The organism is Herbaspirillum frisingense, assembly GCF_047325095.1.
GTDB classification, from domain to species: Bacteria; Pseudomonadota; Gammaproteobacteria; order Burkholderiales; family Burkholderiaceae_D; genus Herbaspirillum; species Herbaspirillum frisingense.
In genome coordinates, this window is the sequence record NZ_CP168558.1 from 2,296,487 (window position 1) to 2,320,227 (window position 23,741).

Sequence of the window (23,741 nt, forward strand, 5' to 3'; positions counted from 1 at the left end):
CACTCACCCAAGGAGCATATCCATGAGCACCATCACCACCCGCGACGGCACCGAGATCTATTACAAGGACTGGGGCAGCGGCCAACCGGTCGTCTTCGGCCATGGCTGGCCGCTGGACGGCGACATGTGGGAATACCAGATGAATTTCCTGGCCGAGCGCGGTTTCCGCGTGATCGCCTATGATCGCCGCGGCTTCGGTCGTTCCAGCCAGCCCTGGAACGGCTACAACTACGACACCTTCGCCGACGACCTGGCCGAGCTGATGGACAAGCTGGACCTGCAGGGCGCCACACTGGTCGGCTTCTCCATGGGTGGCGGCGATGTGGCCCGCTATGTCGGTCGCCACGGCACCAAGCGCGTGGCCAAGGCGGCCCTGCTGGGCGCGGTGACCCCGATCTTCGGCCAGGCGCCGGACTTCCCGCAGGGTGTGCCGGCCGAGGTGTTCGCCGGCATCCAGGGTGGTCTGTTGAAGGACCGCGCGCAATTCATCAGCGACTTTGCCGCCGTCTTCTTCGGCACCAATCGTCCGGGCAAGGCTGACGCCGTCAGCCCGGGCGTGCTGGCACAGACCTTCAACATCGCCATGCTGGCTTCGCTCAAGGGCACGCTGGACTGCGTGACGGCCTTCTCCGGCACCGATTTCCGCGAGGACATCAAGAAGTTCAACTTCCCGACCCTGGTGATCCACGGTGACGACGACCAGGTCGTCCCCTTCGCTACCACCGGCAAGCTGGTGGCCGACATGGTGCCGGGTGCGCAGCTGAAGGTCTATAGCGGCGCTCCGCACGCCCTGTGCGCCACCCACAAGGACCAGATCAACGAAGACCTGCTGGCCTTCCTGAAGGCGTAAGCATCATGAGTCTCGATGCCAACCAACGCCAGCAACTGGAAAAGCGCCGCCTGGCGCCGCTGGCCACGCCTGGCCTGCTCTCCGGGCAGGCCAGCCAGGAAATCGGCGGCGCCTTGACCATGCTGCTGGCCGATATCTTCGCCCTGTACCTGAAGACGAAGAACTTCCATTGGCACATGTCCGGGCCGCACTTCCGCGACTACCACCTGCTGCTGGACGACCAGTCCCAGCAGATCATCGCCATCACCGATGCAGTGGCCGAGCGGGTGCGCAAGATCGGCGGTACCACCCTGCGTTCCACCGGGCATATCGGCAAGCTGCAGCGGCTGGCCGACAATGATGCCGACTTCGTCACCCCCTCCGACATGCTGGCCGAACTGCGCGAGGACAACCTGCGCCTGGTCGGCTTCATGATGGCCACCCACGAACTGTGCGACGAGCATGGCGACGTGGCCAGTGCCAGCCTGCTGGAGAACTGGATCGACGAGGCCGAGCAGCGTGCCTGGTTCCTGTTCGAATCGGGGCGTACTTCGGTCTGAGTCCGCCCGGATTCAACTGAACGAAGCCTTGATCGGAAGCTGAGCAATGGGCAGGGCCTGCGGGTCCTGCCCATTTGCGTTTTTTGTTAAAGTCGGCTTTCTGCCTTCCTGTTCTCCTGTTGAATCAGTCTTTGGAAATCGATGATGGCAAGTTCCTCCGTCTCCCGTCTCGTGAAGCACATCCGCATGCAGGATGATGTCGCCCTGGTGCGCGCTACCCAGAACCACGCGGCGGCGTCGGTCCTGCCCCCACCGCCGGTACTGGATATTCCCAGTGATGACGCCTTTTCGGTCATCGTGCAGTTGCAGGATTTTCGCCAACACAAGCTATGGCGTGGTCAGCGGCTGGTGCATGCCGGTGGCCACCGGCTGGGCGACATGGCCATCACCGACCTGCGCGAGCAGTGGCGCTGCCAGCATCTCTCGGACTATGACAATGTGCGCCTGCATCTGCCGCGCGCCTCCCTCGAGCGGGTGAGCGAGGAAGGCGGGCGTCGTATCGGCGCCTTGCAGCAGGTCCAGGCGATCCGCGATCCGGTGGTCTGGCATCTGCTGCATGCCATGCTGCCTGCGCTCACGGGGGCGGCCAATGACAGCGATACCGTCTACCTCGATAGCGTCACCCTGGCCCTGCATACCCACCTGGCGCAACGTTATGGAGGGCAGCCGGTGGGTCGTGGCGGGGGGGCTGGTCTGGCCGGCTGGCAGCAGGTGCGGGCGCGCGAATACATGCTCTCGCACCTGGCGCGACGTCTGACCCTGGCCGAGATTGCGGCCGACTGCGGCATCTCGCGGGCGCATTTCGCACGTGCCTTCAAGCACAGCTTCGGTGTGCCGCCGCATGCCTGGCTGCAGCGCCAGCGCGTGGAGCTGGCTTGTCGCCTGCTACGCGAGAGCGACAAGGGCATGACGGCCATCGCCCTGGAATGCGGCTTTTCCGACCAGAGTCATTTCAGCCGGGTGTTCAAGCAGATTCAGGGAGTGGGGCCGGCGGCCTGGCTGCGGGCGCAGGGCTAGACCGGCTACAGCGGTGACCGGTGCACGGCGCCCGAATCGCTGGCCTTAGCGCTGACGCGCGGAGTGGATCTGCAGCCGCTCGGCGGCCCGCACGAGGTCGGCCAGGGTCTTGGTCTGCATCTTGTCCATCACGCGACGCTTATGGACCTTGACGGTGATTTCGCTGATGCCCAGTTCGGTGGCGATCTGCTTGTTGAGCAGGCCACCGATGGCCAGTTCCAGCACCTCACGTTCGCGCGGGGTCAGTGTTTCCAGGCGCGATGTGCTGGCGGCATGCTCGGTGCGCATGCCTAGTTGCCGATCGGCAATGGCCAGGGCGTCGCGGACCGCGCCCAGCAGCCGTTCATCCTCGATCGGCTTGGTCAGGAATTCATGGGCGCCCGCCTTCATCGCCAGCACCGTCGTCGGTATGGTGCCGTATCCGGAGATGAAGATGACGGGAATGGCATCGCCCCGCTGTTCCAGCCGGCGCACCACCTCGAAACCGTCGGACCCGGGCATCTTCATGTCCAGCAGGAGGCAGCAGGGTTGGGCTGGAAGAGGCTCGCGCAGGAACGCATCGGCCGAGGCGAAGCCACGTGCATTCAGGTTGGCCGAGGCCAGCAGTCGTAGCAGTGCTGTCCTGACCATGCCATCGTCGTCGACGACAAATACCGTACTTTCCATGGTTCCTTCCGTGCTGCCTGGTTGCGAAAATCTGTGCGACAGAGCAGGGCAGATCATCGGGCGGTCAGGGACCCTAGCGCCAAGCTGTGCAGTGTTGCCTATCATCTGCATTCGCGCCGGATTTGGATTGTACAAATGTGCTGTTTTTTGTAAAAAATGCCTTTGTTGCATTTTCTTGCCGATAGATGTGATTCTTTTGGCAAGCCTTTAGGGTGCCCCTGCTATCCCCAGAGATAATGGGCGCAGGCGGCGGGCGATGCTATGGTGTGCGGCCTCTTCAATATTTCCCCACCCTCTGCGAGACGCTCCATGAATGCCGCACAACGCAACCGCCTGCAGTCCTCCGGACTGGCTTTTCTCGCCGCCTATGTCGATACACTGGGCTTCATCGCCCTGTTCGGTCTGTTCACGGCCCACGTCACGGGCAACTTCATCCTGATCGGTTCGGCCCTGGCCGACACGTCGCAGATGTCCATCCTGCTGAAATTCCTGGCCTTCCCGGCTTTCATCATCGGGGTGGCGGTGGGGCGCCTGCTGATTGCCGCCATCCAGCGCCGCAATGGCCGTGCACTGGGCTGGTCGCTGGTGCTGCAACTGGTGCTACTGATCGGTTTCATGGTCTGTGGCATGGCCGCAGCGCCCGTACAGTCGCCCACGGCCGGCTGGGTGATGGCGTCGGGCCTGCTGGGTACCGCCTCGATGGGCGTGCATAGTGCCATCAGCCGCCTGTTGCTGGCGCACCTGGCGCCGACTTCCCTGATGACCGGCAACGTCACCCAGGTGGTGATCGACGTGGTGGACATGCTGCGCGGCGCTTCCGACGCCGGCACCACCGAGCGCTGCATCAAGTTCGTCTGGCCGGTCTTGTCCTTCGGTGTGGGTGCGATTGCGGCGGCGTTTGCCTATCACGCCATCGGCTTTGCCGCCCTGGTCGTGCCGGTGCTGATCCTGGTGGCCTTGATCGGATGGGAATTCACCCAGCAGCCCGCCAGCTGAGTGAATCGAGCGGGTTGCTGCCCGTCCGGACGAGCCTCAGGGGCGGGACGCAGCCGTGGCGGCCCGCGTCGGCAGCAGCCAGACGATGGCCAGCGCCGCGTAGATCGCCGAGGCCATCAGCGGTGCCCATTGCGAGAGCAGGATCGCCAGGGCGTAGAGCAGGATGGAGGTATTGTTCTTGCGACCCTGCCCGAGGATGCGTGCGGCTTCCGGATGATTGCTTTCGGAGGCGCGCAGCGTGCGCTTGAGCACCAGGAAGGACACCGAGCACATCAGCAGGATTAGCCCATAGGCCGCCACCGGCGCCATGTCGCGGTGATGGCCGGCGATCCAGGCGGTGGCGAAGGGTAGCAGCGAGAGCCAGAACAACAGATGCAGGTTGGCCCACAGCACCCGCAGATTGACGCGATCGGCGAGCTGGAACAGGTGATGGTGGTTGGTCCAGTAGATACCCACGTACAGAAAGCTGAGTGCATAGCTCAGCAGTGCCGGAGCCAGTGCCAGCAGGGCGCTCGGCTCGGCTGAGGCGGGCGCGTGCAGTTCCAGGACCATGATGGTGAGGACGATGGCGAAGACGCCATCGCTGAAGGCTTCAAGCCGGGATTTGTTCACGGAGGCAGGGGGCTAGGGATGATCCCGCGCACCTTAGCACCCCGTTGCACAGGCCGACATTATCCCTTCGGATAGGGCGCTGCCGGGCTCAGCCTTGTGGCGCGATCTTGTCCCACAGGTCGGCGCCGTTGAAATCACGGATCACCGCATGGGCACCGGCCGCGCGCAGCCGGGCCTCGTCCAGGCCGCCCAGCATGCCGAAGGTCCAGATGCCGGCACTGCTGGCCGCCTTGACACCCGAGCTGGAATCCTCGAAGGCGACCGCCTGTGCCGCCGTGCCACCGAGTAACTGCAGCCCGGTCAGGTAGGGCAGGGGATCGGGTTTGGCACGTTCCAGCTCGTCGCCGATGACCAGGGCATCGAAGCGGCCAGCCAGTCCGGTGGCCTTCAACATCAATTCGGCATTGGCCCGGGGGGCATTGGTGACGACGGCGCTACGCCCGCCGATACGGGCGATATGCTCCAGCAGACGCTCGATGCCGGGGGTAGGCGCGACGTGCTGGTCCAGCTGCGAGCGGAACAGGCTTTCCTTTTCTTCAGCCAGCGGGATGTACTGCTCAGCCGGCATGCCGGGGAAGAGGTGACCGAAGATCATGGCGTTGGAGGCGCCCATGATGTGGGTCTTGTAGTAATCGACATCGATATGCCGGTCCCAGCGCGCCAGGATGGTGTTGAACGCGGCGTGATGCAGGGCGTCGCTGTCCATGAGCGTGCCGTCGAGATCGAACAGGAAAGTGGTGGTGGCCATGATGGTCCGTGCAAGAGGGAGGCGGCCATTCTACCCAAGAGTGAGGGGGTGTGGGCTGCAGCGACCCTCATCGTCCCTTCGCGCATGCCTGCATGCGTTTTTCCAACTCTCCTACGATAGCTGCCGAAGTCCGCCGATGGCGCCTGCGCTAGCGCAGCCCTACAGTCTCTTCGTGGCAATGCCCCCGGCCCTGCGCTCCCGCAGGGGATCAATCCATCAAGAAACACGAGGAGACTCATGACCACCTCAACCATCCACTCCCTTCCTGCGGCCAGCGTCGAGGCCGTCAACAGCAACGGCTCAGGCGTCTCGTGGGGCGCCATCCTGGCGGGTGCCTTTGCGGCCGCCGCGCTGTCGTTCATCCTGGTGATGCTGGGCTTTGGCCTGGGCTTCTCGTCCATCTCGCCGTGGTCCGGCGAAGGGCTGTCGGCCAAGACCATCGGCTATTCCACGGCCGGCTGGCTGTTGTTCACCCAGATCGCGGCATCGGCCATCGGCGGTTTCCTGGCCGGGCGCCTGCGTGTGAAATGGGCCGGGCTGCATACCCGTGAAGTCTATTTCCGCGATACCGCGCACGGGCTGCTGGCCTGGGCCGTGGCCTCGCTGGCTACTGCTGCGCTGCTGGGCTCTGCCGTGGGCAGCGTCATCTCCGGTGGCGCCAAGACACTGGGTGCTGCCGGTGGCGCCCTGGGTACCGGTGCTGCTGCGGCCACCATGGCAGTGGGCCAGGACGGTGCACGTCCGACTGGCGGCGCTGGCGACATGGCCGATCGCTTCTCCGGTTACTTCATCGATTCGATGTTCCGTAGTGGTAACACCGCTAATGCAGGTAATGCAGGCGCTGCATCGTCCGCAAACCAGCCCGCGGTGCCGGCCGCAACCGACGGTGCTGCTGCTGCGCCGGTGGCCCCCTTGGCAGCTCCGACGGCCGCTGATGGTCGCGATCTAACGCAGGCCCAGCGCATGGAAGTGGTGCGTGTATTTGGCTATTCGCTGGCGAGCGGCAAGCTGGCCGATAACGACCGCCGTTACCTGGGCCAACTGGTGGCGCGCCATACCGGCGTATCCCAGGCCGATGGTGAAAAGCGTGTCACCGATACCTTCGCGGCCTACCAGGGCGCTATCGCTGACGCCGGCACCAAGGCCAAGGAAGCCGCCGACGCTGCCCGCAAGGCTGCTGCCTACGCCTCGCTGTGGATGTTCCTGGCCCTGCTGTGCGGTGCTTTCGTGGCCAGCCTGCTGGCGACCTATGGTGGCCGCCTGCGTGACCGCAATGAGCTCTACGCAGAGGCAGTGGTCCGTCGCGACGGCCGCCTGGGCGAACCCGAACTGCACTGAAACCTGACGACATCGACCTGAACCCCAACCTTGAGAGGAGACTGACATGGGCGCAATTCTGCTCTGGCTACTGGGTATCCCCATCCCCATCATCCTGCTGCTGATCCTGTTGTTCTGAGGACGCAGGAGACGCAGTAGAAATACTCGCAGTAGATTCAGCAAGGGCGGCCAGATGGCCGCCCTTGTTCATTGTATGGGTGACCGGGCTTCCCGGGGCCTCGCGTCAGAGATCCGTGTAATCGAAGGACTTGATGCCATCGAGCTTGAGAAAGCCCTGAACGATGCGATGGAATTCCTTCTCCGAGGTATGCGAGAGCACGATGGACACTTCGTCGAAAGCGCCGCCGTCGGCTTCGCGCCTGACCACGAACTTGCTCACCCGCGCCGCCGAGGCACCCATCAGTTGGTGCAGATGGCCGATATTGAAAGTATCGGCCTGGATCAGGAAGGTAATGCCACGCTTGTGCTTGTCGGCGAAATAGCGCCGCTCCAGGGGTTTCATCCCGGCCAGGATCAGCAGCACGATGGAGGTCCCGGCCACGGCGGCGACATACATCCCGCCACCGACGGCCAGGCCGATGGCGGCCACTGTCCAGAGGCTGGCGGCGGTGGTCAGGCCACGGATGATTTCTCCGCGCAGCAGGATCGACCCGGCGCCCAGGAAGCCGATGCCCGAGACCACCTGCGCTGCCATCCGCGATGGGTCAAGGACCACCTTGTCGGACTGCAGGATCCCGGAAAAACCATAGGCCGAGACCAGCATGATGAGCGAAGAGCCGACACAGACCAGCATGTGGGTACGCAGACCGGCTGCCCAGGAAAGGCGTTCACGTTCGATGCCGATCAGGCTGCCGAGAACGGCAGCTGCGGCCAGGCGGAGGATGACGTCCGTTGCGGGAAGCATGGATTCTCCTTCTGAAGGGATGGGAGGCAGCTTACGCAATGCTCAGCCTGGAAGGCATGGATGAGCTTGCGTAAGCGTGTGGAGCGATGTCTGATCGTTAAAAGTATATATTATTTATATTGTTTGATCTTTATCGCTGCCATTCGGGGATCCCATTGCCGATAGGTGATAGCCCTTGAGCCTGGCGTGCGAGCGGTGCCTTGGTCATTGATGTCAATGACGCCGCATGCACCGGACACGTCCTTGCCGCTTCAGTCTTCCTCGACCCAATCCACCACCGCGCCCAGCGAGCGCAGGTTTTCCACGAATTTGGGATGGGCGCGCCGGATCGGCAGGGCATTGCGGATTTCCGAGCGACCTTCGATGCTGGCCGCCACCATGAACAGCGCGATGGCCACCCGGATGATGTACGGACTTTCCACCGAGGCCGGCGTCAGCGGCAGGCCGCCGAAGGTGATCAGCCGATGCGGGTCGCCCAGGAAGACGTGGGCGCCGAACTTGGACAGTTCACTGCTCCAGCCCATGGCGCCGTCATAGATCTTGTTCCAGAACATGGTGTTGCCATCGGCCTTGACCCCCAGCGCGATGAAGATCGGCAGCAGGTCCACTGGCAGGTAGGGCCAGGGCGCGGCCTCCACCTTGGTGAGGATGTTGCTAGTGAAAGGCTTGACGACTTTGAGCGGACCGTTCTGGCGGGTGTGCGACCAGCCGTTTTCGTGCACCACTTCCACGCCGAACTTGGCGAAGGTGCGATCGATCAGCGGGAACTGCTCCGGCGCGCTGTTGCGCACCCGCACCTGACCGCCGGTGATGGCGCCCATGGCCAGGAAGGTCGCGATCTCGTGGAAATCCTCGTCGAAGCGGAATTCGCCGCCCCCCAGTTTTTCACCGCCACGCACCGTCACGCGCGAGGTGCCGATACCCTCGATCTGCACGCCCATCATCGCCATGAACCGGCAGAACTCCTGCACGTGCGGCTCGGAGGCGGCATTGGTCAGCACCGACTCGCCGCCGGCCGAGGCTGCGCAGAGCACGAAGTTTTCAGTGGTGGTCACCGAGGCATAGTCCAGCCAGTGATGGTTGGCCTGCATGCGGCCGCTGGTGCGGATGATGAGCGAATCGGGACTGCTTTCCACCCGTGCGCCGAAACGCTGGAACACCTCCACGTGCGGATCGATTTCCCTCACGCCCAGGGTGCAGCCCTTGACGTCGTTTTCCAGCCGCGCCACACCGAAGCGCGCCAGCAGGGGCGGTACCAGCATGATGGAGGAACGCATTTCCTCCGGCAGATGGTGAATTTTTGGGTCGAAGCAGGTATCGCGGTGATGCAGTTCCAGGATGCCGCTGGCATAGTCCACCGATACCTCGCTGCCCAGCACGCGGAAGATCTCCAGGATCTTCTTGACGTCGGTGATCTCGGGGATGCCGATCAGACGTAGCGGCTGGTCCGTCAGCAGGGTGGCGCAGAGGATGGGGAGGACGGCATTCTTGTTGGCGGAAGGAATGATGTCGCCGCGCAGCGGGCGGCCACCGTGTACGATGAGATTGGACATGAAGGTATGTTGAATCGGGCTGACAAAATCGACCGGAGAGGGCAATGCCTGGGTCCGGCCTGGAATGGACAGATTATGCGCCGGCCGGTTGCAGGCAGGGAAGCAAATTTGCGGCGGCGCGGCGTCTTGTCTTATTGTCACTAGAACGCATTTTTAAGCTTCACTTTATCGATGCAAAGCTGAACGTTGCTGCATCATCGGCCAAGTTTCCGTATCATGGCCGGTCTTGAATGAATGCTCCGACTGAGGTTTTCGACGATGTTTTGTACGCAGCAGCCCCGTTCCGACGATAGTTTCCCTTTGTTTCTGCAGATTTTGCGCCGCGCTGGCGTGTTGGCCAGGCTCCTGATGTGCAGCGTCCTGCTGCTGATGTTGACAGTCATCTCGGGCAAGGTGAGCGAGGCGCAGGCGGCCGGTTCCAGCGCCGGCAAGCACAGGCCGGCCGCGAGCGGCGCCAAGGGACGCAAGCGGGTAGTGCGCAAGAAGGCGGCCCCGGCCGCTGCGCGTGCACCGGCGCGGCCCCGCCGACGTGGGCGGGCGGCTGCCGTGGGTGTGGCTGCCGGCGCTGCGACTGCAGCCACGGCGGGTGCTGCCGTCGCCGCCAACGCGTCGTCAAACGCAGCGGCGCTGCCGCCGGTCAATACCAAACCCGAACTGCTCCCCCGTTGCGGCTTCACCGCCGCGTCGAAGCAGCACATCTTCTCGCGTGGGGTCTATGTGCTTGACGAGCAGACCAATACGCCACTCTTTGAACGCAATGCCGATACGGTGGCACCGATCGCTTCGGTTACCAAGCTGATGACGGCCATCGTCTGGCTGGACCAGAAGTCGCTGCCCATGAGCAACCGGCTGGAAGTCACCGAGGACGATCTCGATACCCTCAAGTTCACCCACTCGCGCCTGAACGTCGGCGCCAGCCTGTCGCGTGCAGACATGCTGCACATTGCTTTGATGTCTTCCGAGAACCGTGCTGCCGCGGCCATGAGCCGTGACTATCCGGGTGGCCGTCCAGCCTTCATCGCGGCCATGAATGCGCGGGCACAGGCGCTGGGCATGAAGCAGACCCGCTTCGAGAATGCAACCGGACTGTCGCCGGACAATGTCTCTACCCCGCGCGAACTGGCCGAGCTGGTCAAGGCCGCCAACCGCTACCAGCTGATCCGTAACGATTCTCTGGACAAGCAGAAGATCATCAACATCGGTCACGGCCAGCTGCAGTACATCAATTCCAATCGCCTGATCCGTTATGGCCAGGTCAATGCCACGGTGCAGAAGACCGGTTTCATCAACGAGTCCGGTCACAACATGGTGCTGCGCCTGCTGGTGCATGACCGCCGCCCGGTGATCGTCACCATGCTGGGCAGCGGCAGCGCCGACGGTTCCCGCCTGGATGGCGTGCGTATCGCCAAGTGGCTCAACTGCTCGTTGAACTAACGGGCGCTCCACCCTGCACCGGGGCCGGATCGGACTGCGCCATCTGGACCCGGTTGCGCCCCATGCGCTTGGCCTGGTAGAGCGCCTGGTCGGCGGCCTTGATCACTTCCTCGATGCTGTGATGCACCTGCCGGTCCAGGCAGGCCGCACCTATGCTCACCGAGAGCCGGCCGAAGGGGCTGCGCTCATGCGGAATCTTCATCGCCTGCAGTGCCGACATGATGTTGCCGGCCACGTGCAGCGTGCCGGCGGCATCGGCCTCGTCAAGCAGGATCACGAATTCCTCCCCGCCATAGCGGCCGGGCTTGTCACACTGCCGTGCCACAGCGCCGGTGATGCAACGTGCTACCGATACCAGCGCATAGTCGCCCGCCTTGTGGCCGTAGGTGTCGTTGTAGAGTTTGAAGAAATCGACATCGACGAACAGGATCGCAAAGCGCGCCGAGGTATTGCGCTGGCTCTTGTGCCAGGCGTCTTGCAGGCAATCGTCCAGTGCCCGGCGGTTGAGCAAGCCGGTCAGCTTGTCGGTGCGGGCCTGCTCTTGCAGTTGCTGGTCCAATTTGCTGCGGCGGAAGAACTCCTCGCGTAACCGTCGGATCAGACAGGCGCAGATGGCGCTGAAGGCGGCCGCAAGAAACAGGACTGCATAGAGCATCCGCTCCCATTCGCGGAACAGTTCGGCATGGGTCCGGCCCACGAAGACCAGCCAGGGTGTATCGGGGATGCGCACGTAGGCGTACAGGCGCTTGACGTCGTCCTGCTGGGATCGCGCGGTATAGCTGCCCTGCAGGCTTTCCGGCGCTGACGAGGGCAGGGCCATGATGCGTCTGAAATTGGGCGTGTAACTCAAGCGAGAACCGATGAAGGCTTCATCGTAGGGCAGGCGCATGTAGGCCACGCCGTCCAGGGCGTAAAGCGACATGACGGCCTGTTTCTCCAGCGACAGGCTTTCGAACAGATGCCGGAAGTAGTCCAGGTACAGCACCATGAAGGCCACGCCGCCGAAGGACCCATCGGCGTTTGCCAACCGCTTGGACAGTACGATGACCTGCATTCTCCGTTCCAGGCGGATGCTCAGTGGTCGTGAGACAAACAGTTTTACCGTTGGATCGTCGCGATGCCTGGCGAAGAAATCCCGGTGTCCGTAATTGCCCGGCATGATCTCGGCCAAAGTGGGAGAACCAACCAGCAGTTGGCCATCGCGGCCGACGATGCCCATGGCGGCGATATAGGTGGCTTCAGCCTTTTCACCCAGAAGGAAGTCGCGTCGCTGCTGCTCCGGCATGAGCTGCAGGCTGGCATGCCGATGGCGCCAGACCAGGCTGTCCAGATCCAGTGACAGCAATTCCATGTTGCGCGAAATCGAACGTTGGGCAATGCGCGCCACGTTGAGGGCATGCTCGATCGCGCTGCGCTCGGTCTGCACATAACTCTGGTAGAGCACCACGCCCGTGATGACAGTCGCCATCAGCGCGAGCGCACTGATGGTCAAGGTCATGTTGCGTTTGAGGCTTTTGATGTTCGTCTCCCCGTATCCCAGGTTGTTTGCCGCCATCGGGGGTGACCCCTGCGGCGCAATATCGCACCGGGCTTGACGGTTGGCAACGAAAAGGAATCGGGGGAAAACCTTATGACATCAGTCCATAAATCCTGGCCGAGGATTCGCCCCACAAGGCGTCCTGGTCGGTAGGAGAGAGGCGCTTGGCAGCCCATTCGCGCACCACGGCCACCACGCGCGCGTAGGACGCGGCGAGCAGGCATACCGGCCAGTCGGAGCCGAACATGAGCCGCTGCGGACCGAACAGGTCCAGCGCGGTATCCAGACATTGCACGATATGTTCGAAGTCGCGTGTGCACAGGCCGCGCAGCCAGTCCGCCTCGGTCAGCAGGCCGGAAATCTTGCAGGCCACATGGGGCATGGCGGTCAGCTCGCGCATCTCCTGGCGCCAGCGTTCGAAGGCGGCGCGGCCCTTGCGGAATTCCTTGAGGGCCGGCTTGCCCAGATGGTTCAGCACGATCCAGTGCTGGTCGTGATGGGCGCACAGCTGGCGCAACTGCGGCAGGTGGCGTTCATGGGCCAGCAGGTCCAGGACATAGTCCCGCTCCTGCAGCCAGCGCACTCCCTGGTTGAACTGTGGCAGGGCCAGCAGCAGTTCGGCGTCGTCGTCTTCCTGCATGGGATGGCGCAGCCCCAGCAGCTTGCTGCCACCCCAGTGCTCCATGCGCTCGGCCAGCATGGGCGAGCCGATGTCTTCCCAGCCGATGATGCCGGCGATGCGTTGGTCGCGTCGTGCCATCTCCAGCAGGAATGCCGTCTCGTCGTGGCCGGGACGTGCCTGCACCGTAATCGACGCATGCAGGCCCTGTGCATCCAGCAGGGGCTGGAACTGGTAGGGCAGGCGGTCTTGCGCCAGCAGGTCCATGCCGGTACCGATCCACGGATAGTCCTCGCAGCGGTAGCGCCAGAAATGCTGGTGCGCGTCGATGCGCATCGGCCCCTTGAGCTTTCTCACCGGGACCGGTGGCATGCGCAGTTCACGATGCAGGGTCAGCATGTCAGTGGTTGTGCCGGGGCATGGTCTGCGCCACACCCTGGTACTTCAAGGCCAGTTCCATGCAGGCACCGGTTTCCAGTTGACCCACGGTGCTTCGGTAGATCTCCTGCCAGGGCGTCTGGCTGGGTGGCACGGGCGGAATACCCTCGCTCTTGCGGCGGGCCAGTTCTTCTTCGCTGATGAGCATATTGCACTCCCCGGTGTTGAGGTCGATGCGCACGCGGTCGCCGTCGCGCAGCCAGGCCAGACCACCACCGACCGCGCTCTCGGGCGAGGCGTTGAGGATGGAGGGACTGTCGGAGGTACCCGACTGGCGCCCATCACCCAGCGTGGGCAGGGTAGAGACGCCGCGTTTGATCAGCGCATCGGGCGGTTGCATGTTGACCACCTCGGCCGAACCCGGCCAGCCCACCGGACCGGCGCCACGGATGGCCAGCAGGGTGTTGTCGTCGATGTTGAGTGCCGGGTCGTTGATACGGGCGTGGTAGTCGTCCGAACCATCGAAGACCACGGCGCGGCATTCGAAGATGTTTTCCTGGCCGGGTGTGCTGAGGTAGCGCTGGCGGAAGGTCTCCGAGATGACACTGGTCTTCATGATGGCGAAGTCGAACAGGTTGCCCTTCAAGACCAGGAAGCCGGCCCGTTCACGCAGCGGCGCGCTGAAGGGGTAGATCACTTCGCGGTCGTTCGACTGGCGGCCCTGCAGGTTCTCGGCCATGCTCTTGCCGGTGGAGGTGATGCGGTCGGCGCGCAGCTTGCCGGCCTGCTGCAGCTCCCACATGATGGCCGGCACGCCGCCGGCACGATGGAAGCGCTCGCCCAGGTACTTGCCGGCCGGCTGCATGTTCAGCAGCAGCGGTACGTCGTAGCCGAATTTCATCCAGTCTTCCGACTGCAGATCCACGCCGGCATGGCGCGCCATGGCCATGATGTGCGGCTGGGCGTTGGTGGAGCCGCCGATGGCAGCATTGACCACGATGGCGTCGAGGAAGGCTTCGCGGGTCAGGATGGCCGAAGGGCGCAGGTCTTCGTAGGCCATGCCGACGATGCGGCGTCCCGTCTCGTAGGCCATCTGGCCGCGCTCGCGATAGGGGGCGGGAATGGCCGAGCAGCCGGTCAGCGACATGCCCAGCGCCTCGGCCATGGCGTTCATGGTGGAGGCCGTGCCCATGGTGTTGCAGTGGCCGGAGGAGGGTGCCGAAGCGGCAGCGATCTCCAGGAATTTCTCATTGTCGATGGCGCCGGCCGAGAGTTGCTTGCGGCCCTTCCAGATGGCCGCGCCCGAGCCGACCAGCTCACCATCGAGCCAGCCATCCAGCATCGGGCCGCCGGACAGCACGATGGCCGGGATGTCCACCGTGGCCGCGGCCATGATCTGCGACGGTGTGGTCTTGTCGCAGCCGGTGGTCAGTACCACGGCATCGATGGGATAGCCGTGCAGGATTTCCACCAGGCCCAGGTAGGCCAGGTTGCGGTCGATGGCAGCAGTAGGGCGGCGGCAGTTCTCGAAGACGGGGTGCAGCGGGAATTCCATGGGAATGCCGCCGGCATCGCGGATGCCATCGCGCACCCGCTTGGCCAGTTCCAGGTGGATGCGGTTGCAGGGGCTGATGTCGCTGCCGCTCTGGGCGATGCCGATGATGGGGCGCCCCGAGCGCAGTTCCTCGGCGGTGATGCCGTAGTTCATGAAGCGCTCCAGATAGAGCGCGGTCATGTCGATGTGGTCGGGATTGTCGAACCAGTCCTGGGAGCGGAAGCGACGGGGTGTGGCAGATGGCTTGTTCATGGATTCCTCTTGGCCCGTGGGCGATTGGGTGGGTTACGCGCCCAGCCAGCCCGCATCGACGTAGTATTCGCGGCCGGTGCACTTGGCTGCGCTGTCGGAGGACAGGAACAGCGCCAGTGCAGCGACATCATGCGGATCGACGCGGGTGGGCAGGCATTGCGCAGCCAGGATTTTCGCCTCTTCTTCGGGGGTGTGCCACAACAGTGTCTGACGCGGGGTGCGGATGGCACCGGGGATGATGGCGTTGACCCGGACGCCATCACGCCCGAAATCACGCGCCATGCCGTGCGTCATGCCCTCGATACCGGCCTTGGCGGTCATGTACAGGGTCAGGTCGGGCAGGCCCAGATGCCAGGAAATGGAGCCGAAATTGAGGATCACGCCCGATTGCTGCGCGCGCATGCCCGGCAACACTGCCTGGGCGCAGAAGAACTGGTGGCGCAGGTTGACGGCGATGCGCTCGTCCCAGTAGGCCGGGGTGACCTCGGCGGTCTTGTGGCGATCATCGTTGGCGGCGTTGTTGATGAGGATGTCCACGGTGCCGGCGGCGGCGATGACTTCGGCGAAGGTGGAGCGCAGGGCATCCAGGTCCATCAGGTTGCAGCGGAAGAAGCGCGGCGGTACAGGTGCCTGCTGCAAGGAGGCCACCAGCGCCTCGGAAGGTTCGCTGGCGATATCCAGGAAGAACACCTGCGCACCCTGGGCGGCGAAGGCTTCCACCAGCGCCGCGCCGATGCCGCTGCCGCCGCCGGTGATGACGACCCGCTTGCCGGCGAGGCTGCGGTAGAGCGCGTGTTCGAAAATGGGGGCGGTGGCTGCGGTCATGCTTGATAACTCCAGTAGGTAGGACGGGCCGCTGATGCGGCGCGTAAAAAATTTAGTCTGATTTAGTCTGAATATGCGAAAGGCTGCATCGCTCCATCTCTTCCCGTTCGGACTGAGTAGGTCCGCGAGGGCCGTATCGAAGGCGCTGGGAACGCTGCGCTCCTTCCTCAAGCCGGGGAGCGCCTTCGATACGCGGCTGCGCCGCTACTCAGTCCGAACGGTAGTCGTAGTGTGCTGCCGTCCTTTGTTGCCTTCGTTGATCAGCGGCCCGAACGGGTGCTCACGTCCACCCACACGGCCAGCACCAGGATGCTGCCCTTGACGATCATCTGCCAGTAGGTGCCCACGTCCAGCATGGACATGCCGTTGTCCAGGCTGGCCATCACCAGTGCGCCGATCAGGGCGCCATAGATGGTGCCGGAGCCGCCGCGCATGGAGGTGCCGCCAATGAAGCAGGCGGCGATGGCGTCCAGCTCACCCATGTTGCCGGCCGAGGGCGAACCGGCAGCCAGGCGGGCGGTATTGACCAGGCCGGCCAATGCGCACATCACCCCCATGATGCCGAACACCCACAGCTTGACGGCCTGCACGTTCACACCCGACAGCCGGGTGGCTTCCATGTTGCTGCCCACCGAATAGATGCGGCGGCCGAACACGGTCTGCGTGCTCACATAGCTGAACAGGCCCAGCAGCGCCAGCAACAGCAGCACCGGCACCGGGATGCCGTCATAGCTGTTGAGCGTACGCACGAAGGCCAGCAGCACGGCACCGATGACCACCACCTTCAGGCCGTCGCGCCACAGTGCCGTCAGGGGCAGGCCATGACGGCTGCGGTTGACCCGGCTCATCCAGGTCAGCGCCAGCGCCAGCACGAACAGCGCCACACCCAGCGCCACGCCCATCTGCGGCGGCAGGTAGCCCTGGCCGAGGTAGACCATGTTGTCCGAGACCGGGGCGATGGTCAGGCCACCGGTGATGCCCAGCAGGATGCCGCGGAAGGCCAGCATGCCGCCCAGGCCGACGATGAAGGAGGGGATGCCCAGGTAGGCCGTCAGGTAGCCGTTCAGCAGCCCCAGCGCCAGGCCGAAGCCCAGCGCCAGTACCAGGTTCAGCGCCAGCGGCAGGTGGTGGCTCACGTCCAGCAGCGCCGCCAGGCCGCCCAGCAGGCCCAGCAGCGACCCCACCGAGAGGTCGATCTCGCCGGCGATGATCACCAGCACCATGCCGCAGGCAAGGATGCCGGTCACCGACATCTGGCGCAGCAGGTTGGACAGGTTGCGCGGTGTCAGGAAGCCACCCTCGGTCATGAAGCTGAAGAAGCCCCAGATGATGGCGATGGCGATCAGCAGCGCAATGATCTTGTAGCGCCGGAATACCTGCTTGAGGTCGGCCATGTTGGCCAGATTGCTTGAAGTCATACCGAATTCACCTTGTGATTTTTTATCCTGCCGCCGCAGAGCGCGCGGGCGCCTGCGCTACGGGTTGGTTGATCGCCGCGGCCAGCACGGTTTCCTGGCTCAGCTTGTCGTTGACGAAGTCGCCACGCAGGCGGCCTTCGCCGATCACCAGTACGCGGTCCGACACGCCCAGCACCTCCGCCAGTTCGGAGGAGACCATGATGATGGCCAGGCCCAGCTTGGCCAGTTCCGAAATGAGGCGGTAGATCTCGGCCTTGGCGCCGACATCCACGCCGCGGGTCGGCTCGTCCAGGATCAATACCTTGGGCTGGGCCAGCAGCATCTTGGAAAGCACCGCCTTCTGCTGATTGCCGCCCGAGAGGCTGGTAATGGGCAGGAAGGGCGTGGCCGTCTTGACCCGCATGCGGCTGATTTCGTCCTGGATGGTCTTCAGTTCGGCGCTGCCATCGATGCGGCTGCCACGGGAGAAGCGCTTGAGCACCGTCAGGGTGATGTTCTGGCCGACATCGAGGTCGGGCACGATGCCGTGGTGCTTGCGGTCTTCCGGCACCATGCACAGGCCGCGCCGGATCGACTTGAGCGGCGAACCGGTATCGGCCAGCTTGCCTTCCAGCAGTACCTGGCCTTCGTGACGGCCGCGATAGGCGCCGAAGATGGCCGACACCAGTTCCGTGCGGCCGGCGCCCACCAGGCCGGCAATGCCCAGGATTTCGCCACGACGCACCGAGAACGACACATCGTCGACACGCTTGCGGCGCGGGTTGTCGATGTCGTAGCAGGTGATGTGGCGCGCCTCCAGGACCACTTCGCCGATGGAATGATTACGTTCGGGATACATGGCCGTGATTTCGCGACCGACCATCTGGGTGATGATCTTGTCCACGTCCATTTCCTGCATGGGCGTGGTAGCGATGTGTCTGCCATCGCGGATCACCGAGATGGTGTCGCAGATCTCGGCCACCTCGTCCAGCTTGTGCGAGATGTAGACGCAGGCCACGCCACGCGCCTTCAGGTCCTTGATGATCTTGAGCAGCACCGCGATCTCGGAGGCGGTCAGCGAGGATGAGGGTTCATCCAGGATCAGCAGCCGCGCATCCTTGTTGAGTGCCTTGGCGATTTCCACCAGCTGCTGGTGGCCGCCGCCATATTGCGAGACCGGCAGGGCCACATTGATGTCGGGCATGTTCAGCTCGCGCATGAGCTCTTCGGCGCGGCGATACATGGCGGGGTAGTTCATGCGGCCACCGGGCAGGGTGATCTCGTGGCCCATGAAGATGTTTTCGGCCACCGACAGTTCCGGCACCAGCATCAGTTCCTGGTGGATGATGACGATGCCGGCCGCTTCGGTATCGCGCACCGAGTGCGCCTGCAGCGGCTTGCCGTCCCACAGGATTTCCCCGTCCCAGGTGCCGTGGGGGTAGACGCCGGAGAGAATCTTCATCAGCGTCGACTTGCCTGCGCCGTTCTCGCCGCACAGGCCAACACACTCGCCCGGACGGATCTTGATGTCGATGCCGTCGAGCGCGCGCACACCGCCAAAGCTCTTGACGATGCCTTTCATTTCTAACAGATACTCGGACATGCCTGTTCTTTCCAAGAAGCCTCTGGAATCCCTACCGGCGGGTGTCCGGCCGGTAGGGACGGCATTGCCGGCGACCGCGGGGGGCGGCCGGCAACGCCTCATGCATTACGCCTCATGCAGGAATCAACGGCCGTCGATCTGGGCCTGGGTGTAGAAGCCGTCGTCGACCAGCACCTTGACGTTCTCCTTGGTCAGCAGGATGGGCTTCAACAGCAGGCTGTCGACCTTCTTGAAGCCGTTGTCATACTGGGCGTTGTAGGTCGGCTTTTCGTTGCGCGCCAGTTGCACGGACAGGTTGGCGGCCTCGGTGGCGATCTGCTTCAGGGGCTTGTAGACGGTCATGGTCTGGGTACCGGCCACGACACGCTTGACGGCGGCCAGGTCGGCATCCTGGCCCGAGACCGGCACTTTGCCTGCCAGCTTCTGCGCGGCCAGTGCCTGGATCGCACCACCGGCGGTACCGTCATTGGAAGCGACGATCGCGTCGATCTTGTTGTTGTTGGCGGTCAGCGCATTCTCGACGATGGAGAGGGCTTCGGTCGGGTTCCATTCCTTGACCCATTGCTGGCCGACGATCTTGATGTCGCCCTTGTCGATGTAGGGCTTCAGGGCCTTCATCTGGCCTTCGCGGAACATCTTGGCGTTGTTGTCGGTGGGCGAGCCGCCCAGCAGGAAGAAGTTGCCCTTGTTCTTGACCTTCAGGATGCCCTCGGCCTGCATTTCACCGACCTTCTCGTTGTCGAAGGAGATGTAGGCATCCACGTCGGCGTTGAGGATCAGGCGGTCATAGGACAGCACCTTGATGCCGGCCTTCTTGGCTTCCTTGATGGTGTTGGTCAGCACGGTGGCATTGAAGGGCACGATCACGATCACGTCCACGCCACGCGAGATCAGGTTTTCGATCTGGGAAATCTGGCGCTGTTCGCTGGCATCGGCCGATTGCACGAACACCTTGGCACCCAGCTTCTCGGCAGCGGCAGTGAAGAAATCGCGGTCACGCGCCCAGCGCTCCACGCGCAGGTCATCGATGGAAAAGCCGATCTTGGGGTTCTTGGCGTCGGCCATGGCGCTACCGGCCACCATGGACAGGGTGGTCACGGTCATCAGCGCCAATACGGTCTTCTTCAGCATTGCCTTCATAGTCCAGTCTCCGATTTGAATTAAATTTGATTATGATTTTTGAAGCGGCGCTGTCCGGTGGATGTGGAGGCCTGATCTGGTGCAAAAGCTTCCAAAGCCGCATGGGGCCGGGTAGGGCAGGGGACGAATGCGCCGCATGATGGTGCGAGGGGGATACTAGCCCCGGGCCAATCCCCTCTACAATTACGAAATTGACCAAACGGCTTAGTGATTCTTTTTGTTGCAGGAGCACATATCGGTCATTTCGACCACGGCTCGCTACAATTCGACACCAGAGCCCATCCAGACAAAAATGGCGCGCGCCAGCGACGCCACCCCAAGGAGACACAGCGTGGCAAAAGTACCCACGGTGCACAGGATTGCGTTGCTCTTCAATGGCAACAAGATATTCGACCGGGAAATCATTTCCGGCATCGGCGAATACATCAGCAGTACCCGCGCTTCCTGGGACCTCTACCTGGAAGAGGACTTCCGCTGCCGCCCGCAAGGCATAGAGCGCTGGGCCGGACACGGCATCATTGCCGACTTCGACGACCCGGTCACCACCGCCGCGCTGGAAGGGGTGCAACTGCCGGTGGTGGCCATTGGCGGCTCCTACGCCGATCCTTCCCAATATCCGGCCAACCGCCCTTATGTGGCGACTGACAATGTGAAGATGGTCAAGCTGGCCTACGACCACCTGATCGAGGCCGGCCTGCAGCATTTCGCCCTGTTCAGCCTGCCCGAGTCCGACTGCAACCGCTGGGCGCAGGAGCGCGAGCGCATCTTCACTGGCCTGACAGCCGCCGACGGCATCGAAGGGCATATCTACCGGGGCGTGGGCACCAGCGCGCAATCCTGGGATACCGCCGTGGAACAGCAGATCGCCTGGGTGCGCAGCCTGCCCAAGCCGGTGGGCATCATCGCCGTCACCGATGCCCGTGCGCGCCAGCTGCTGCAGGCTTGCCTGTTTGCCGGCATCGCCGTGCCCGAACAGGTGGCGCTGATCGGTATCGACAACGATCCCCTGGCCCGCGTGCTGACGCGCATCCCGCTCAGTTCAGTCATCCAGGGCAGCGTCGAAATGGGCCGCACCGCTGCTCACCTGCTGCACCAGATGCTGCATGGAGCGCGCTTTCCGGACACCCGCATCATGGTGCCGCCGGTGGGCATCAATGTCCTGGCCTCCAGTCGCCACGAGGTACGCAATCACCCGCATGTGATGCAGGCGCTGCATTTCATCCGGCAATACGCCTGCCAGGGCATCAAGACCGATCAGGTGGCCGATTACGTGGGCATCTCGCGGTCCTCGCTGGAATGGTATTTCCGGCGCGAACTGGGGCGCAGCGTCCATGATGAAATCCTGCGCTTCAAGCTGGAAGCCGCCAAGCGCATGCTGGAGCAGGCCGGCAGCCATGCCGCCGAGATCGCCGTGAGCTGCGGCTTCACCACCGTGCAATACATGCACGCCGTCTTCAAGCGCGAACTGGGCTGTACGCCCAGGGAATACCAGGAACAATTCGTCGCCGGGCTGGAGCATTCCGCCGCTCCTGCACCACGGCAGAAAAAGAAAACCGCAGGGAACGCCCTCCTCACCTCCACAAAATGACCCATTTCACCCTTTCCCACACCACCGCCGCCGACGGCATCCAGCTCTATACCCTGCGCAACCATACCGGCATGCGCGTGACCATCAGCGACCTCGGTGCCACCATGGTCAACTGGTGGGCGCCCGACCGCTATGGCCGCGAAGCCGACATCCTGCTGGGCTTCGACCGGGTGGAGCAATACCAGCGCAACCCGGCCTATTTCGGGGCCATCGTCGGCCGCTGGGGTAACCGCATCGCCGGTGGCCGTTTCACCCTGGACGGCACGCCGCGACAGGTCGATTGCAACGAAGGCGAAAACCATCTGCATGGCGGCCGCGACGGTTTCCATGCCCAGCGTTGGCAGGTCCAGCCCGACCCGGAAGGCCTGCGCCTGATGCTGGTGTCGCCCGACGGCCAGGCGGGCTTTCCCGGCACGGTGATGGCATCGGTACTCTATCGCCTGGATGACGACGGCCAGTTGCGCATCGACTACACCGCCACCAGCAATGCTCCCACCCCCATCAACCTGACCTCCCACGCCTACTTCAATCTCAATGGCGGGGCCAGCGATATCCGTGACCACATCATCGCCATCGATGCCGACGCCTATCTGCAGGTCGATGCCAGCCTGATCCCGGAAGCACGCGCCGAGGTCGCCGGCAGTCCCTTTGACTTCCGCCAGCCGGCCCCCATTGGCCCGCGCCTGGACTGGCCCGATCCGCAGCTGAAACTGGCCGGTGGCTTCGATCACTGTTATTGCCTGCGCAGCGAGCACGAACCTGTGCCCGGCGAGAGCCGCGTGGCGCAGACACTGCGTGAGGTCGCCACCGTCTACGAACCGGGTTCGGGACGCGAATTGCGCGTGTCCACCACCGAAATCGGCCTGCAGTTCTACAGTGGCAATTTCCTCTCCGGTGTACAGGGGCGGGGCGAACAGCCGTATGCCATCCATGACGGCTTCTGCCTGGAAGCGCAGTCCTACCCGGACCAGGTCAACACACCCCTGAGCGAAGCGGTGATCCTCCGACCGGGTCAGGTCTATCGGCAGACCACGGTATATCGCCTGGGCGTGCGCGACTGAAAGATTGAAATTTTTGAATAAAGCAGTCCTACATCCGCGTTACTGCTGACTTGCCCTTCCTCTCTCTTTAGCCTCCTCCGATCGCGGTGCCGCTGAACGTGGCATCGCGTCCGCTCCCCGTACGCATCCATTTGTTGTTTTGGTGCTTCAGGTAACTCATCTGGGTGAACCTGTTTGCGTCCATGACTTGCGTTGGGGCTTACAATCCAATAACCTAACGGTTAGGTTTATGAAAATCTGCAGCTACAAGGGTCTGGTCGTTTCCGTCTTCACCCGAGACGAGCACTGCCCGCCGCATGTCCATGTAGGTCACGAGCGTTGGGACGCGCGTTACCAGTTCAGTTTCTGGCATGACGGCGTGGCCTTGTGGGATGTGAGGCCCATGTGGTCTGCCCCCGGCATCGCGCTGCTGGAGGAGTTGAGGCAGGTGATCGAACAGCCGGACCATCTGCGGCGAGCCCGCCAGCGATGGTGGCAGAGCCGGGCTTCGGTCTGCCTCGATCACCAGCAGTGGGACCCGCGCCGGGAAGAAGTCGTCAGTCCCAGCGTTTTCCGGCGGCATGCCGTCGATATTGTGTGGGCGCGTTACGCACCTGAACGTGACAGCACCTTGATTCAACTCGCGGGGCAAGCCAGTCCCCTGGAGATACAGTAATGACCATCATCAAAGCGAAGAAACGCGACAATCCGCCCGTCACCGAAGAGCTGCTCGCACAGGCCCTGGCCCGCGGCAGCAAACGCGCTGGCGCCGCCCTGCAGGCTACGGAGGTGGAGTATCTTCCCGCCTTCGCAGCCATCGCCATCGGTTTTGCCGACAAGACTGCCGTCCTGCTGCCCATCGACAACTACCCCGAGCTGGCCGAACTCAGTGCCGCCGAACTGGGGCGCATCGAACTGGGGTACGCTGGCAGTGCCTTGTGCCTGGAAGAGCGCGACCTGCATGTCTCCATCGCCGGGCTGGTGGCCGTCAGCCCGGCCTTGATGAAACTGGCGTCGACGGTGGTGGCAACGCGCAACGGCAGCCGCAGCAGCGAGGCCAAGGTCCTGGCCGTGCGAGAAAATGGCAAGAAGGGCGGCCGGCCCCGCAAGCTGCCGCAGGACGTCTAGCCCCTCTTGGCAATACCCTGGT

At 63.4% G+C, this 23,741-nt stretch carries 22 protein-coding genes; 10 read left to right on the forward strand and 12 right to left on the reverse strand.

The features are described from left to right. The first annotated feature begins 22 nt into the window (after positions 1 to 22). The 3 genes from ACEOAC_RS10675 (at position 23) to ACEOAC_RS10685 (ending at position 2,406) form a co-directional block, all read left to right on the forward strand. Positions 23 to 850, forward strand: coding sequence for an alpha/beta fold hydrolase (locus ACEOAC_RS10675; RefSeq protein ID WP_413444506.1), 828 nt, complete (start codon positions 23 to 25; stop codon positions 848 to 850). A gap of 5 nt (positions 851 to 855) precedes the next feature. Continuing rightward, positions 856 to 1,389 carry a Dps family protein gene (locus ACEOAC_RS10680; RefSeq protein ID WP_006463363.1) on the forward strand — a complete coding sequence of 178 codons (534 nt, stop codon included), beginning with the start codon at positions 856 to 858 and terminating at the stop codon, positions 1,387 to 1,389. A gap of 144 nt (positions 1,390 to 1,533) precedes the next feature. Further along, positions 1,534 to 2,406, forward strand: coding sequence for a helix-turn-helix domain-containing protein (locus ACEOAC_RS10685; protein WP_413444505.1), 873 nt, complete (start codon positions 1,534 to 1,536; stop codon positions 2,404 to 2,406). 45 nt (positions 2,407 to 2,451) lie between these two features. On the opposite strand, the gene ACEOAC_RS10690 is transcribed toward ACEOAC_RS10685, so the two are convergent. Continuing rightward, complete coding sequence (locus tag ACEOAC_RS10690; RefSeq protein ID WP_102661917.1) at positions 2,452 to 3,072, reverse strand: response regulator transcription factor; 621 nt, start codon at positions 3,070 to 3,072, stop codon at positions 2,452 to 2,454. Between the two features lie 309 nt (positions 3,073 to 3,381). Here ACEOAC_RS10690 and ACEOAC_RS10695 point away from each other — a divergent pair, with 309 nt between their 5' ends. After that, positions 3,382 to 4,068 (forward strand): YoaK family protein, encoded by a 687-nt coding sequence (locus tag ACEOAC_RS10695; RefSeq protein ID WP_006463366.1) that lies wholly within the window; start codon positions 3,382 to 3,384, stop codon positions 4,066 to 4,068. A gap of 36 nt (positions 4,069 to 4,104) precedes the next feature. Here the strand turns inward: ACEOAC_RS10695 and ACEOAC_RS10700 are convergent, their stop codons facing one another. Both ACEOAC_RS10700 and ACEOAC_RS10705 read right to left on the reverse strand, forming a co-directional pair. Continuing rightward, on the reverse strand, positions 4,105 to 4,680 hold the full coding sequence (locus ACEOAC_RS10700) for a TMEM175 family protein (protein WP_241811827.1): 576 nt from the start codon (positions 4,678 to 4,680) through the stop codon (positions 4,105 to 4,107). An 88-nt stretch (positions 4,681 to 4,768) separates the two neighbouring features. Continuing rightward, the gene (locus ACEOAC_RS10705) at positions 4,769 to 5,428 is read right to left on the reverse strand and encodes an HAD family hydrolase (RefSeq protein ID WP_413444504.1); all 660 of its coding nucleotides are present in this window, start codon (positions 5,426 to 5,428) and stop codon (positions 4,769 to 4,771) included. A 237-nt stretch (positions 5,429 to 5,665) separates the two neighbouring features. On the opposite strand from ACEOAC_RS10705, the gene ACEOAC_RS10710 reads away from it, so the two are divergent. Next, positions 5,666 to 6,766 carry a hypothetical protein gene (locus ACEOAC_RS10710; RefSeq protein ID WP_241811825.1) on the forward strand — a complete coding sequence of 367 codons (1,101 nt, stop codon included), beginning with the start codon at positions 5,666 to 5,668 and terminating at the stop codon, positions 6,764 to 6,766. A gap of 223 nt (positions 6,767 to 6,989) precedes the next feature. On the opposite strand, the gene ACEOAC_RS10715 is transcribed toward ACEOAC_RS10710, so the two are convergent. Both ACEOAC_RS10715 and ACEOAC_RS10720 read right to left on the reverse strand, forming a co-directional pair. Then, positions 6,990 to 7,670, reverse strand: coding sequence for an MgtC/SapB family protein (locus ACEOAC_RS10715; protein WP_241811824.1), 681 nt, complete (start codon positions 7,668 to 7,670; stop codon positions 6,990 to 6,992). 251 nt (positions 7,671 to 7,921) lie between these two features. Continuing rightward, complete coding sequence (locus ACEOAC_RS10720; protein WP_077235165.1) at positions 7,922 to 9,223, reverse strand: UDP-N-acetylglucosamine 1-carboxyvinyltransferase; 1,302 nt, start codon at positions 9,221 to 9,223, stop codon at positions 7,922 to 7,924. A 258-nt stretch (positions 9,224 to 9,481) separates the two neighbouring features. Between ACEOAC_RS10720 and ACEOAC_RS10725 the strand changes: the two genes are divergently transcribed. After that, entirely contained in the window at positions 9,482 to 10,657 is a 1,176-nt protein-coding gene (locus tag ACEOAC_RS10725; RefSeq protein WP_413628830.1) for a serine hydrolase, read from the forward strand. Here the strand turns inward: ACEOAC_RS10725 and ACEOAC_RS10730 are convergent. From ACEOAC_RS10730 to xylF, 7 genes are all read right to left on the reverse strand, one after another. Continuing rightward, the gene (locus ACEOAC_RS10730; protein WP_413444439.1) at positions 10,638 to 12,155 is read right to left on the reverse strand and encodes a diguanylate cyclase; all 1,518 of its coding nucleotides are present in this window, start codon (positions 12,153 to 12,155) and stop codon (positions 10,638 to 10,640) included. The two genes, ACEOAC_RS10725 and ACEOAC_RS10730, sit on opposite strands and share 20 nt — an antisense overlap. Before the next feature lie 130 nt (positions 12,156 to 12,285). Further along, the gene (locus ACEOAC_RS10735) at positions 12,286 to 13,212 is read right to left on the reverse strand and encodes an amidohydrolase family protein (protein ID WP_241811820.1); all 927 of its coding nucleotides are present in this window, start codon (positions 13,210 to 13,212) and stop codon (positions 12,286 to 12,288) included. Position 13,213: 1 nt separating this feature from the next. After that, complete coding sequence (locus tag ACEOAC_RS10740; RefSeq protein ID WP_413444440.1) at positions 13,214 to 14,998, reverse strand: IlvD/Edd family dehydratase; 1,785 nt, start codon at positions 14,996 to 14,998, stop codon at positions 13,214 to 13,216. Between the two features lie 33 nt (positions 14,999 to 15,031). Then, on the reverse strand, positions 15,032 to 15,823 hold the full coding sequence (locus ACEOAC_RS10745) for an SDR family NAD(P)-dependent oxidoreductase (RefSeq protein ID WP_413444441.1): 792 nt from the start codon (positions 15,821 to 15,823) through the stop codon (positions 15,032 to 15,034). 260 nt (positions 15,824 to 16,083) lie between these two features. Further along, complete coding sequence (locus ACEOAC_RS10750) at positions 16,084 to 17,241, reverse strand: sugar ABC transporter permease (protein WP_199181529.1); 1,158 nt, start codon at positions 17,239 to 17,241, stop codon at positions 16,084 to 16,086. 22 nt (positions 17,242 to 17,263) lie between these two features. Next, positions 17,264 to 18,823: a D-xylose ABC transporter ATP-binding protein gene (gene xylG, locus ACEOAC_RS10755; RefSeq protein ID WP_413444442.1), complete on the reverse strand. Its 1,560-nt coding sequence runs from the start codon at positions 18,821 to 18,823 to the stop codon at positions 17,264 to 17,266. 123 nt (positions 18,824 to 18,946) lie between these two features. Next, positions 18,947 to 19,963 (reverse strand): D-xylose ABC transporter substrate-binding protein, encoded by a 1,017-nt coding sequence (gene xylF, locus ACEOAC_RS10760; protein ID WP_006464779.1) that lies wholly within the window; start codon positions 19,961 to 19,963, stop codon positions 18,947 to 18,949. 292 nt (positions 19,964 to 20,255) lie between these two features. Between xylF and ACEOAC_RS10765 the strand changes: the two genes are divergently transcribed. The 4 genes from ACEOAC_RS10765 to ACEOAC_RS10780 all read left to right on the forward strand — a co-directional run bounded on the left by ACEOAC_RS10765 (position 20,256) and on the right by ACEOAC_RS10780 (position 23,719). After that, a complete protein-coding gene (locus ACEOAC_RS10765) occupies positions 20,256 to 21,551 on the forward strand; it encodes a XylR family transcriptional regulator (RefSeq protein WP_167331830.1) in 1,296 nt (431 codons plus the stop codon). Beyond that, positions 21,548 to 22,612 carry an aldose epimerase family protein gene (locus ACEOAC_RS10770; RefSeq protein ID WP_241811816.1) on the forward strand — a complete coding sequence of 355 codons (1,065 nt, stop codon included), beginning with the start codon at positions 21,548 to 21,550 and terminating at the stop codon, positions 22,610 to 22,612. Before ACEOAC_RS10765 ends, ACEOAC_RS10770 begins: the two co-directional genes overlap by 4 nt. A 229-nt stretch (positions 22,613 to 22,841) precedes the next feature. Beyond that, positions 22,842 to 23,267 carry a DUF4160 domain-containing protein gene (locus tag ACEOAC_RS10775; protein ID WP_413444443.1) on the forward strand — a complete coding sequence of 142 codons (426 nt, stop codon included), beginning with the start codon at positions 22,842 to 22,844 and terminating at the stop codon, positions 23,265 to 23,267. Next, positions 23,267 to 23,719, forward strand: a complete 453-nt coding sequence (locus ACEOAC_RS10780) for a DUF2442 domain-containing protein (RefSeq protein WP_413444444.1) — start codon at positions 23,267 to 23,269, stop codon at positions 23,717 to 23,719. Before ACEOAC_RS10775 ends, ACEOAC_RS10780 begins: the two co-directional genes overlap by 1 nt. Positions 23,720 to 23,741 lie beyond the last annotated feature (22 nt).